At 64.8% G+C, this 12,321-nt stretch carries 11 protein-coding genes; 8 read left to right on the top strand and 3 right to left on the bottom strand.

Annotated elements, in window-relative coordinates:
• Window positions 1-73: 73 nt before the first annotated feature.
• From AC2FL1_RS03820 to AC2FL1_RS03810, 3 genes are read left to right on the top strand one after another with little or no spacing between them, the layout of a single operon-like run.
• Complete coding sequence (locus tag AC2FL1_RS03820; RefSeq protein ID WP_496876031.1) at window positions 74-1,927, top strand: GAF domain-containing protein; 1,854 nt, start codon at window positions 74-76, stop codon at window positions 1,925-1,927.
• Window positions 1,924-4,071: a peptidase M50 gene (locus AC2FL1_RS03815; protein WP_496876030.1), complete on the top strand. Its 2,148-nt coding sequence runs from the start codon at window positions 1,924-1,926 to the stop codon at window positions 4,069-4,071. The genes AC2FL1_RS03820 and AC2FL1_RS03815 overlap by 4 nt, the downstream gene beginning before the upstream one ends.
• On the top strand, window positions 4,064-6,022 hold the full coding sequence (locus AC2FL1_RS03810) for a preprotein translocase subunit SecA (RefSeq protein WP_496876029.1): 1,959 nt from the start codon (window positions 4,064-4,066) through the stop codon (window positions 6,020-6,022). The genes AC2FL1_RS03815 and AC2FL1_RS03810 overlap by 8 nt, the downstream gene beginning before the upstream one ends.
• Before the next feature lie 1,024 nt (window positions 6,023-7,046).
• Here AC2FL1_RS03810 and AC2FL1_RS03805 read toward each other — a convergent pair.
• The gene (locus tag AC2FL1_RS03805) at window positions 7,047-7,496 is read right to left on the bottom strand and encodes a MarR family winged helix-turn-helix transcriptional regulator (protein ID WP_496825109.1); all 450 of its coding nucleotides are present in this window, start codon (window positions 7,494-7,496) and stop codon (window positions 7,047-7,049) included.
• Window positions 7,497-7,616: 120 nt separating this feature from the next.
• Between AC2FL1_RS03805 and AC2FL1_RS03800 the strand changes: the two genes are divergently transcribed.
• On the top strand, window positions 7,617-8,468 hold the full coding sequence (locus AC2FL1_RS03800; RefSeq protein WP_496825108.1) for a methylated-DNA--[protein]-cysteine S-methyltransferase: 852 nt from the start codon (window positions 7,617-7,619) through the stop codon (window positions 8,466-8,468).
• On the opposite strand, the gene AC2FL1_RS03795 is transcribed toward AC2FL1_RS03800, so the two are convergent.
• Window positions 8,465-8,629, bottom strand: coding sequence for a hypothetical protein (locus AC2FL1_RS03795; RefSeq protein ID WP_496825107.1), 165 nt, complete (start codon window positions 8,627-8,629; stop codon window positions 8,465-8,467). The genes AC2FL1_RS03800 and AC2FL1_RS03795 overlap by 4 nt on opposite strands.
• Before the next feature lie 108 nt (window positions 8,630-8,737).
• On the opposite strand from AC2FL1_RS03795, the gene AC2FL1_RS03790 reads away from it, so the two are divergent.
• From AC2FL1_RS03790 to AC2FL1_RS03775, 4 genes are all read left to right on the top strand, one after another.
• Complete coding sequence (locus AC2FL1_RS03790; protein WP_496876028.1) at window positions 8,738-9,436, top strand: helix-turn-helix transcriptional regulator; 699 nt, start codon at window positions 8,738-8,740, stop codon at window positions 9,434-9,436.
• 126 nt (window positions 9,437-9,562) lie between these two features.
• A complete protein-coding gene (locus AC2FL1_RS03785; protein WP_496825105.1) occupies window positions 9,563-10,228 on the top strand; it encodes a YiaD family glycine zipper/OmpA-like lipoprotein in 666 nt (221 codons plus the stop codon).
• Window positions 10,229-10,267: 39 nt separating this feature from the next.
• Window positions 10,268-10,462 (top strand): hypothetical protein, encoded by a 195-nt coding sequence (locus tag AC2FL1_RS03780; protein ID WP_496876027.1) that lies wholly within the window; start codon window positions 10,268-10,270, stop codon window positions 10,460-10,462.
• Window positions 10,463-10,582: 120 nt separating this feature from the next.
• On the top strand, window positions 10,583-11,125 hold the full coding sequence (locus AC2FL1_RS03775; RefSeq protein ID WP_496876026.1) for an NADPH-dependent FMN reductase: 543 nt from the start codon (window positions 10,583-10,585) through the stop codon (window positions 11,123-11,125).
• Between the two features lie 189 nt (window positions 11,126-11,314).
• Here AC2FL1_RS03775 and AC2FL1_RS03770 read toward each other — a convergent pair.
• Window positions 11,315-12,321 (bottom strand): hypothetical protein (locus AC2FL1_RS03770; RefSeq protein WP_496876025.1); only part of this gene is annotated, 1,007 nt, incomplete at its 5' end.

Genomic DNA, 12,321 nt, shown 5'->3' with positions numbered 1-12,321 from the left:
GTAGCCATAACAAAGGACTATAAAACGTTGACTTTGCGTCATAACATCGGGATCGTTCCTGAAGGAGACAGCCTTGGAAACGCGATCTAACCTGGAAATGACGGCTGGTCCGGTGGAAGGCGCCGAAGAGTCTGCGCAGGTATCCCCGACCCAGACGGATGAGCAGACGGCCTTGGTCGCCTGGACCGACCAGTTGTGCAAGCGCCTGAGCGCCGACATTGTTGTACTGGCGCTTGGCCCGCGCGACACAGGGCCATTCCGGCTGGCGGCCCGCGCACCGAGGGACGCAGAACCGGGCGAAGGGCTGGCTTCTGCCGTGGACCTCGCCATCGCGCAACGCAAGCCGATTGTGAAAAGCGGTTTTCAGGAACGTGGCGCGACCTGTTGTGCGGTGGGCGTTCCGGTGCTGCGCGACGGCGCGCTCTTCGGCGTGGTCGCGATCCAGCTTGCCGTCCGCGCCGATCTGGACCTGCGCCGCGTGGTGGACGAGGTGAAATGGGCGCTTCCGGCCATCGAGCTTCGTCTCGTGGTCCGTGACCTGAACGAAGGCGCGTTGAGCCAGGCCAGGGCACGCGCCGCCGTCGAGTTGTTGGCGGGTACCCTGGACGAGCCGCGCTGGTCCGTCGCTGCCGCCACGGCAGTCACGGATTTCTGCGATCGGCTCGCCTGCGACCGTGTGGCGCTTGGCCGCCGTCGCCGCCGACGGTCCAAGGTTGTCTCGTTGTCTCACAGCGGCGGTTTCCAGCGGTCCTCGGAACTTGTCCAGCGGATCGCCGACTCGATGGACGAGGCCATCGACCAGGGTGATGCGATCCGGATGCCGCAGGATGGCGAGGACACGTTGACCTTGACAGCCGCACATCAGGAGCTGATCCGGTCCGGCGTTCCCCGCGCTGTGCTCACCGTTTTGCTGCGCCGCGATGGCCGAGTGACAGGGGCGATGGTGTTGGAACGCGGCGGCAACAACCCGTTTCGAGACGAAGAAGTCGACCTTGTCGAAGCGGTGGCCGGTATCCTTGGCCCGGTGCTAGAGGAAAAGCGGCTGAACGATCGTGCCCTGCCGGTCAAGGTGCTGGCAGAGATTGGCCGCATTGGCGCCGCCGTCCTCGGCCCCCGCAAGCTGGGGCTGAAGGCGGTGATCCTGCTGTCGGGCGTTGCATTGTGGTTCGCCTGGACAACTGCAGCGCCCTTTCACATCACTGCGGGCGCGCGGGTCGAGGGCGAGATCCGCCGCGTAGTCGCGTCTCCGCTGGAGGGATACATCGCGTCTGCCGCTGCGATCCCCGGCGACATCGTGGCCGAGGGCGACATCCTCGCGACGCTGGACGACCGCGACCTGAGGCTGGAAATCGCGCGCTGGAATACCGTCCGTGCCCAGCGTCAGCGCGAGTACGAGACCGCGCTGGCAGAGCGCGACCGTGCCGCCATCGGTATTGCCGCCACCCAGATCAGCCAGGCCGAGGCCGAAATTGCTCTGCTCGAGGAACGTCTTGCCCGAACCGAACTGCGCGCTCCGTTCGATGGGGTGGTTCTGTCGGGCGATTTGGATCAGTCCGTTGGCGCGCCGGTATCGCGCGGGCAGGTGCTCTACGAGATCGCGCCGCTGGACGCTTATCGTATCGTATTGTCGGTCGACGAGCGCGACCTTGCGTTGGTGGGACAGGGGCTGGCCGGTGAGGTTATTCTGACCGCGTTGCCGGGGCAGACGTTCGGAATGGAAACCGGTCGTGTCACATCTGTCGCCGGGGTCGAGGATGGCCGAAACGTGTTCCGGGTCGATGCGCAACTGTCCGAACAGACAGACCTGCTGCGTCCCGGCATGGAGGGAATCGCCAAGGTTACAGTGGATGAACGCTCGCTGCTTTTGATCTGGACGCATGGTCTGCGGAACTGGGCGCGGATGGCGGTCTGGCGCTGGCTGCCATGAGCAGATCGCTACACAGCCAGATCTGGTATCGCGTCGCCGACCTGACGCCGCGCCTTCGTACCCATGCCGAGGTACATCGCGCCGTGTTCCGGGGCGAGGTCTGGTACGTCGTCGAGGATCACGCCAGCGGCGCCTATCTACGCCTGTCCGAAGCTGCCTGGCGCCTTGTCGGCTTGATGAACGGTCGGCGCACGATGGAAGAGATCTGGCGTGCCGCCGCCGAGGCACTGGGTGACGACCTGCCAACACAGGACGAGGTGATCCAGCTATTGATCCGGCTGCACCGATCCGACGTGCTGCACGCCGCGATCCCTCCCGACATGGAGCAGGTCGTTCAACGTGGCCGGTCCGATACCCGCAAGAAGCGCCTCGCCAGTCTTCGCAACCCGCTCGCCATCCGGGTGCCGGTGCTGGACCCTGACAATTTCGTTCGCGCGACGGGATGGCTGGTGCGGCCGTTCTTTTCCTGGTTCGGCGTGGTTGTATGGCTGGCGGTGGTCGGTGGGGGCCTGTTCGCCGGGCTCCAGAACCTCGACGCGCTGCAGTCCAACATTGCCGATCGGGCACTGACAGCAGGCAATCTGCTGCTGATCCTCGCGGTCTATCCGCTGGTCAAGGCGGTGCACGAGTTGGGCCACGCCTATGCAGTCCGCCATTGGGGCGGCGAAGTGCACGAGATCGGTGTCATGTTCCTGGTCTTCATGCCGGTGCCTTACGTGGACGCCTCGGCCTCCTCGGCGTTCCGGTCGAAATGGCAGCGTGCGGGAGTCGCTGCGGCGGGGATCCTGGTCGAGCTGTTTCTGGCTGGCGGCGCGGCGCTGCTTTGGGTGCAGATGGAGCCGGGTCTGCTGCGGGCGGCCATGATGAACGTGATGCTGTTGGCCGGGCTCTCAACCGTGTTCTTCAACGGCAACCCGCTGCTGCGTTTCGATGGCTACTATGTCCTTGCCGACCTGATCGAGATCCCGAACCTCGGCACCCGTTCGACCCAACATCTGCAATACCTGACACAGCGCTATCTCTTCGGAATGAAGAACGCCGTTTCGCCCGCTATGGCGCGCGGAGAGGCGACCTGGTTCACTGTCTACGGAATTCTTTCGCTGGTCTATCGGTACATGATCATGCTGACGATCATGCTGCTGGTTGCGGGCATGTTCTTCGAGATCGGGCTGCTTCTGGCATTCTGGGCGGGTGTCCTGCTGCTGATTGTCCCCGCGGTGCGGGGTATCCGCTTTGTCCTTGGCAGCCAGCGGTTACAGGGGCACCGGTTCCGCGCACTAATGGTCACGTCGGCGCTGGCGCTGGCGGTGGTCTGGGCGCTCTTTGTTCAGCCCGTGCCCTCAGCCACTATCGTCAGCGGCGTGATCCGCGCGCCAGAGGCCGCGCGGGCATTGAGCGGCGCGGAAGGATTTGTCGAGGAACTGTTGGCGCGCCCCGGTGATCCGGTAGAGACAGGGGATCCGATCCTGCGCGTGAGCGACCCTCTGCTGGACGCTCGCGTGCGGCAGATGGAGGCCCGGATCGAGGAACTGAGGTTGCGCCGTTTCAATGCGCTGGCCAGCGACAGGGTGCGGGCCGACATGGTTGCACAGGAACTGGCGCTTGCCGAAGAAGAGCATGCGCTGGCGGTCGAGCGGCGGGGCGAGCAGATCGTGACCGCGTCAGTGGCCGGTACGCTGCTGCTGCCGGCGGGCGACGATCTTGTGGGGCGCTATGTCCGCAAGGGCGAAGAACTGGCTTGGGTTATCGGATCTCAGACGGGTGTTGTCAGGGTGGTCATACCCGAGGCCAAGATCGATCTGGTGCGTCGCAGCATCGAGGCGGTGCAGATGCGCCTGACCAGCGCGCCCATGGACCCGGTGCCAGCGGTACTGACCCGCGGCACCCCCGCTGCTGTCCCGGTCCTGCCAAGTGCAGCTTTGGCGACCGAGGCAGGTGGTCCGATCCCCGTCGATCCGACGGCTGACAAGCCCTTGACCCCTGTCGGAACCATCTTTGTCATGGACGTCGAGCCAATGGACGGGCGCCCGCTGACAGCGCTCGGTGAACGGGTTTCGGTGCGCTTCGACCATGGTTCTGCGCCCTTGGGGGCACAAATGCTGCGAGCGGTGCGGCAGATTTTCTTGCGAGACCTCAATGTCTGATACTTTCCCCGGACAGGCAGCAGGCGCTTTTTATCCCCGCGCGCCCGTCGAACCGGCGAAGTCCAAGCTCGACCGTTGGATCGAGAAATACACCCTCCTTCCACGGCGTCGCCGACGCGCCCGGCCGACAAGGTTTTTCGCCTGGCGCGTCCTGCGCCGCGGTAAGAGGTTTGCAGAATTGTCCGATGGTGAGCTCCACGACGAAGTGCGCCGGGCGGCTCACGACCTGCGCGCGGCGCGCGCCCATCCGGGCGAGGCGCTGTTGGCCCGAAGTTTCGCGCTGATCCGCGAATGTGCGGGGCGCGAACTTGGTCAGCGCCACTATGTGACCCAGATCCTTGGCGCACGCGCGGTGTTGAACGGCGCCGTGGCGGAGATGCAGACCGGTGAAGGCAAGACACTTGCGATCACCCTTGCTGCGGGAGCTGCCGCATTGGCCGGTCGGCGCGTGCATGTCATTACCGCAAACGACTACCTCGCGGGTCGCGATGCCGAGACCATGCAGCGCCTCTATACCCGATTGGGCCTGACCTGCGCTGCGATCGAGCCAGGCTGTACGCCAGATGACCGTCGCACGGCCTTTGCCGCCGACATCGTTTATGCCTCAGGCAAGGAGGTTGCTTTCACCTTTCTGCGCGACCGTGTCGCGATGGGCGGGCGGTCAGGGGATATCGGCCTGCGCACACGCGCGTATTTCGAGGGGACCGGCCTGCTGTTGCCCGGCTTGCAATTCGCCATCGTGGACGAGGTCGACAGCGTGATGATCGATGAGGCGCGCACGCCGCTGATCCTGTCTGTCCCCCCGGCGGATGCAGAGACCGAGGCCGAAGCGGCCCGTGCCGCCCACGCCATTGCCGCCGAGATGAAAGAGGGGCGCGATTATCGCATCGACCGGCTGCGCCATACGGTCGAACTGGGCCGAAAGGGGTGCGACAGGTTAGCGGATCAAGCCAGTCGGATGCCCTCCGCATGGCAACCAGCGCCGATCCGCGAGGACGCGGTGCGCACCGCGCTCAGCGCCATTCACCTGCGAAGGCGTGACGAACATTACATCCTGCGCGACGGCAAGGTCGAGATCGTCGATGAATATACCGGGCGCATCATGCCCGATCGCTCATGGTCGGCGGGGCTGCACCAGGCGGTCGAGGCCAAGGAGGGCGTGGAAATCACCACGCGTCGCGTCACGCTCGCTCAGATCACGTTCCAGCGCTTCTTTCGCCGCTACATCCACCTTGGCGGCATGACCGGTACCGCGACCGAGGCGGCCGACGAATTCTGGTCGGTTTATGACCTGCCAGTGGTGCGGATCCCCACGAACAAGCGTTCACGCCGCCGGACTTGGAAAACCCTGGTTTCGGCTCGTGCCGCGACCAAGTGGGCACGCGTCGCCAAGCGCGCCAAAGAGCTATCGGCCCGAGGCCGCCCGGTGCTGATCGGCACCCGAACCGTCGCCGCCTCTGAGGCTGCAAGTGCCGCGCTGCACGCGCTCGGGGTAGAGCACAGGGTCCTCAGCGCTGCGCAGGACGCAGACGAGGCGGCCATCGTCGCCGAGGCGGGCCGGGCCGGCGCGGTGACCGTCGCCACCAACATGGCCGGGCGCGGTACCGACATCATTCTGGATGCCGAGGCGCGCAAGGCGGGCGGGCTGCATGTCATCATGACCGAGAAGCATAGTTCCCGTCGGATCGACCGCCAGCTCTCGGGCCGCGCAGGCAGGCAGGGCGACCCGGGCAGCACCGAGGCGATCTTGTCCGCCGAGGATTCGTTGCTGTCCGAATTCGGGGGGCGCTACAGCCGTTTCATAACCCATTTCGGCGGGCGCGCCGTACTGTCGGCGCTGTCCGACGCACAGCGCCGTGCCGAACACACCCACGCCAACGCCCGCCGTCATCTATTGGAACTAGACGAACAGATGGCAGAGAACCTCGCTTTTACCGGATCGCCAGAGTAGGCGCTGTGAGTGGAAACTTGGTTGGGGCGGGCAAGGCGATTTCTTGGCGCTGGGCCACGATCAAACCATCCGCAGTTGGCAACGACAAGGACAGCTCCGAAATCGTCCGCATGGCGGCGTTGGTGCACATCAGGTTTCCGCCTAGGCGTGGAACGTAGAGGTTCTATGGCGAACGCCATTACCTATGGCGAGAAGCGACGATGATCGTGAAGAACCTGAGAGCTACGTCACGAAGGCCCGGGACAGGAAAGCAGCGCCGAGATTTCCAATACAAACAATGCGCGAGCACTGTTGCCAGGAACCGATCTTGTCCGACAGGCTCGGCTCCCAGAGTGCCGCCCCTAGGGGGGCGCGGTACTGGGCATGCGCCGGACACGGGGCGCTGGCGGCACACGCGAGCAGAGACGCACGCCCGACGTCGCGACGGCGGTATCGGGTGTTGATCCGATTTCGGCCGATGCGACGTTTCCGGAAGTAAGCCACGATGCGCCGCTCGGTCTCCCGCCATCACTTGTTGCTCCGGCCAGAACGAGGTGGCCCTCCCGATTGAGGATCGCCAGGATGCGCGGCGCGTCATGAGGGGTGATATCTTCGGTGTGAACGATTGCCCCCTGCATGGCCTCGGCCAGCGTGGAAAACCGCGCCAGTACCTTGGGGTGTGCCTGCCCGGACATGAGAGCCGCGGGCGCATTGCAAGCCGTCTTGAGCGCAAACGGCAAGTCTTGATCTGCAGAAAACGGTCAGGAAGCTTGGCGGCAAACCTGTTGTCTGCGTTGCCGACTGAGTTTGGAAAGGAAGGTCGAACATGGGCATATCTCCGACGGAGCAGAAAGCCTCTCTCCCCGCTTCAAACCGTCAATGACCGAACCACCGCCCTCTTCCTCGAAAGGGTGACGGCGGCCGGTTCGAAAGGCGCGTCAGAGCTTTCCCTGGATTCGCAGGCTCAGTTCCGCCCCGGCGTCGACGATGATGTGGTTCTTGCGATCGAGATAGCCCAACAGCGATAGTCCAGAGAACGGGCATGTCAGACCTTCTTGGCCAAGTCTGCAAAGAACCGTGTCAGGGCAAGCTGCACCTTGTGATAGGTGGCAAGTTCGGCGGGGGAGAAGTCTTGCGAAAGCCGGGCCAGCCGGGCCATCTCGTCAGCCCGGGTCGCGGTGATGATGGTGTCACCCCTCGGTGTCAGCCAATAGCGAGGGGACCGTGCGTGGTCAGTATTTGCGCGCCGTTCGATCAGGCCCAAGCGCTGTACCTCTTGCAGGATGCGCGAGATATATTGCCGCTTCATCTGTAACGCCGTGCCCAGTTGTGGCGCCGTGTCGCTGGGGGCCGGCGACAGTCCATCGAGGATGGCACGCTGCCCCGCCGTTAGACCCTCGCGCAAGCTCCCCCGCTCCACTGCTGCCGTGATGTTGCGAAGCAGGGGCCGCGTGGCCTGTACCGCCTGAAAAAGCTGATCGGGTTCATGTGTCATGCCAACAGCATCGGACCAGATACAGCAAGTCGCCAACTCAGTTGAAAAATGTTTGCGCAGGTTCCGGGTCGCGGCAACGGCGCCCGCGCGCTACTCTCCGATCAGACAAAGAGGTGCGACATGAACGTTCAGACCGCAGACGAGGGTTATCACTATGGCGTTATCCGTCGCGCGATCGAGCTGATCGACGCAGGCGGCGAGACCATGTCGCTGGACGATCTTGCAGCCCGGATGAACATGAGCCCCGCGCATTTCCAGCGCATCTTTTCCCGCTGGGTCGGGGTCTCGCCTAAGAAGTACCAGCAATACCTGACGCTGGGCCATGCCAAGGCGCTGCTCGAGGAACGTTTCACCCTGTTGGAGGCGGCCCAGAATGTCGGGCTTTCGGGCACCGGGCGGCTGCACGACCTCTTCGTCCGGTGGGAGGCGATGAGCCCCGGCGATTATGCCCGCAAGGGCGCGGACCTGACCATCTACTGGGGCTGGTTCGAAAGCCCCTTTGGCCCCGCACTGGTCATGGGAACCGAGCGCGGCATCTGCGGCATCGGCTTTGCCGCCGAGGCGGGGGCCAAGGCCACGATGGCGGACCTGTTGTCGCGCTGGCCACAGGCCACCTTCGTCGAAGACCCGATGCGCCTGCGCCCCTGGGCACTCAGCGCCTTTGGCGCCGCCAGCGACCGGCTGGAGCCGGTGCCGCTCTACCTGATCGGCGCGCCCTTGCAGATCAAGGTCTGGGAAGCCCTCTTGCGCATCCCCTCGGGGCAGGTCACCACCTATGGCGAACTGGCCCAGTCCATCGGCCAACCGCGCGCGGTACGCGCGGTGGGCACGGCGGTGGGGCGCAACCCGGTCAGTTGGCTGATCCCCTGCCACCGCGCCCTGCGCAAATCCGGCGGCCTGGGCGGCTATCACTGGGGCCTGCCGGTGAAACGCGCCATGCTGGCCTGGGAAGCGGCCCGCAGCGAGGCCTAGCGCCAGCGCGCCGCCATCCAGCGCAACTGGTGCAGCCGCCTTGGCGGTGCCTCGCGGCGGGCGGCAAGTTCTCTCTCGATCTCCCAATTGCGCAGCGTTTTGGGCTTGCTCCAACGCTCCGGTCGAAGGGCCATCAGCACGTGGTTGTCGCGGCTTGGCATGGTCGGTCTCCTGTAACTGCCGGTGTGGAGATCATTGAACGCGAAGCCTGCTGACACCCCGTTGTCAGGGGGATGTGCTAGGCTGTCAGCAGCAAGTCAGAGGGTCTCATGCGCCGTTCCACCCGTTTGTTCGAAATCATTCAGATCCTGCGGGCCGCCACCGTGCCCATCACAGCCGAGAATCTGGCCGCGCGGCTCGAGGTCTCGGCACGCACCGTCTATCGCGACATCGCCGCACTTCAGGCCATGCGCACCCCGATCGAGGGCGCGGCGGGTCTGGGCTATGTCATGCGCGGTGGCTATGACCTGCCACCGCTCAACTTCGATCAGGAAGAGGTCGAGGCGCTGCGCGTCGGTCTGTCGATGCTGGCGCGCACCGGCGACAGCGCCCTGCAACAGGCCGCCCAGCGGGTCTGCGCCAAGATCGACGCGCTGCACGATCCGGCTGACTGGTTGCGGGTGGCGCCCTGGGGGGCGCCCGCCGACGATCCCGGGCAGGGATGCACCCCCATCGCGCTGTTGCGCAGCGCGGTGCGCGAGGCGCGCAAGATCAGGATCGAATATCGCAGCGGCGAGGGTGCCCAGACGCTGCGTGTGCTGCGCCCGGTCGGGCTGATCTATCACCTCGATTGCACTATGGTGGCAGGCTGGTGCGAATTGCGGCAGGGGTTTCGCCATTTCCGTACTGACCGGATCTGGGCCTGCGACCTTCTGCCCGACAGCTTTGCCCCGCAGGCGACGGCCCTGCGCCAGCTTTGGCAGGAACACAGTGGCTGGGACGAGGCCGCCACGGCCAGCGTGCGGTAGGGCGATGCGCAAGGAACCGCAGATTTCACCGCTTTGTTGCTTGTTTGTAGTGCCCCGCCCAGTGATATACTTGGACAAAAGCAACAAATCTCGCGGAAAGCGGGACCAGGAGCAGAAAGTGAACCCATGACCAAGACAAAGCTTACACTCGCCACCGGACTGGTGGCCGTTCTGGCGCTGGGCGCCTGCACAGACCCGGCCTCGCTCAGCACCAATACCGACCCTAATCGGCAGGCCAAGCAAGGCGCGTTGATCGGCGGCATTCTCGGGGCCGGCGTCGGTGCCATCGCCAACGATTCCAATCCGGGCCTGGGTGCACTGGCCGGTGCGGCCATCGGGGCCGCGGGCGGCGGTCTGATCGGCAACCAGCTGGACAAGCAGGCCGCCGAACTGCGGCAGGAACTGGCCAATGACGGCATCACCATCACCAATACAGGCGACCGTTTGGTTGTGAGCGTGCCGAACGACATTACCTTTGACACCGACAGCGCCACAGTGCGTCCGGCTCTGCGGTCGGATCTGCAAAAGGTCGCGGCGCATCTGGTCCGCTATCCGAAATCGACGGTGCAGGTCATCGGCCATACCGATAGCGACGGCGAGGCCGCCTATAACCAGGGCCTGTCGGAGCGGCGCGCGGGTGCTGTGGCCGACATCCTGCAGGCGGGCGGTGTGACCTATGACCGGATCTCGACCCTGGGCATGGGCGAGAACAGCCCGATCGCTTCGAACCTGACGCCCGAGGGCAAGGCCCAGAACCGACGCGTCGAAATCGTGGTGATCCCGCGCAACTGATCGGGGCAACAGCCCGAGTAGGCAGACCCCGCGCCCTGCATGGCGCGGGGTTTTGCGTTTGCACCGGTGATTTCACCAGTCCGCAGAAGCCACCTGATCTGGAGTCGCGTCTTTGTCCCGCGCTATGGCTCGTGGTTTCCCGGCCATGAACCGGCGGCCGCCGGTCGGATGGGTCGGGCCTTTGCCAAAAGCGTCGAGGGTGCATTGACCGGGCAGGTGATCATCGTCGGCTGAGCCAAGGCCGATCGCGCCCACGGACCCCTGCATATTTGAACAACGCTTGCGCGGGGTCAGGGGTTTGGATCGGCGGGATTGCCCTCTAGGTAAAAGGGGACGCAGAAACAGGAGAACCCGATGACCGACCTCACCCTGCTGGGCCTCAGTGGCGCCTTGCGCGCCGCCTCTACCAACCGCAAGCTGCTGCGCGAAGCGGCGCGTCTGTTCGGACCCGCGACCTATACCGAGGCCGATCTGAACCTGCCTCTCTACGATGGCGACAACGAAGCCGCCGACGGCATTCCCGAGGTTGTGCAGCGCCTCGCCGATCAGATCGCTGCTGCGGATGCGGTGATCATCTCGACGCCGGAATACAACAAGGGGCCGTCCGGCGCGCTGAAGAATGCGCTCGACTGGGTTAGTCGGACCAGCGGCAAGCCTTGGGCTGACAAGCCGGTTGCTGTGATGTCAGCGGCAGGTGGCCGGGCCGGGGGCGAGCGCGCGCAGGCCGTTTTGCGCGGCTTCATGGTGCCGTTCCAGCCGCGCCTTGTGACAGGCCCCGAGGTGCATCTGGCCGACAGTTCCAACCAGTTCGACGAGAACGGGCAACTGACCGGCGCGCTCTATGTCCAGACTTTGCAGACGCTGATGGACAAGCTGCGGGCCGAGGCACAGCGTTGAAGCGAAATAGGCCTTAATACCGGCTGGCGCGACCTTGGCCGCCGCGCCAGTCTGGCCCTTTCAGCCTAGGTAAGCGCTGAACGCAGGAAAGCCCGGTTTTGTCCGAGCTTCGGGCGCAGGGCGATTTGACGCCAGCTGTTGCACACTTTTCGGTTCAATTGACCGGCCTGCCGACCGGGTGTTGCTGGTCTAGGCGGTCGGGCCGACGGCCTGGGCCTTGATCCAGCGATCAAACCGCCACATGCCCCAGGCGATCGGGATCAGGGCCAGCCCGCCGATGACATAGGCCAGCGGCTCGTCACCAAAACTTTCGAACATCTGAGTATAGGCGTGGATCACCCCGAACACGAGCGAGGCGTTGAACAGCCCCCGGTTGCCGCGATGCGCTGACCAGAACAGCAGCGTCACCAGCGCCGCCGCCCAGAGCACCGAATAGACGCCGTCGGAAATGACCACGGCGGTTTCGCGATAGGCATCGCGGGCCTTGGAATAGGCATCCCAGGCGCCTTCGGTCCAGACCTGCGGCTCTGCCGGACCCCATACCGTCTCGCCCACCACATCGCCCCAGAGCGAGCCAACCAGCGCACAGAGGTTGGCCACGACAAAGCCCAGCACCGCCAGGATGCGCGCGTGCCGCGCGCTGCGCTCACTGTATCGCCCTGCCACCCAGAGACAGGCCGCCAACAACACCGCCATTTGCAGGATCGAAAGCGTCGATTCCGGCGAATAGAACACATAGGCCGCGTGGAAGTAAAAGGTGCCGGTATCCAGCATCTGGGCAAAGGGAACTATGGCCAGCGCCGTGATCAGCCGCACGTCCAGCAGCCATCCGCCCGCCACCAGCAAACCCGCCGTATAGAGATAGAACAGGCTCACCGGCAGGCCCGACACCCCGTTGTCGGCAATCAGATACCCTAGCCCGCCGACATGCATCGCCAGCCCCATCAGTGCCACCGCCCCGGTGACGAACGGCGCGCGCACCAAATCACGGACAAAGGCAAGTGTCGCCCCGGCCATGATCAGCCCGCCCAGAACACTCAGCACCTGACCCGCGATCTGCGGATGGTTCGACACCAGCTCGACTGTGCCGCCGCCACATAGCATCCCGGCCCCGATCAGCGCTGCGGCATTGCCGAACATCCGCAAGTCGCCGCCGCCACGCAACAGAATGCCAAACCCGCCCGCCAGCAACAAAA

The sequence above is a fragment of the Ruegeria sp. YKSF070 genome (assembly GCF_059612725.1).
This window is presented reverse-complemented; position numbering and strand designations above follow the sequence as displayed.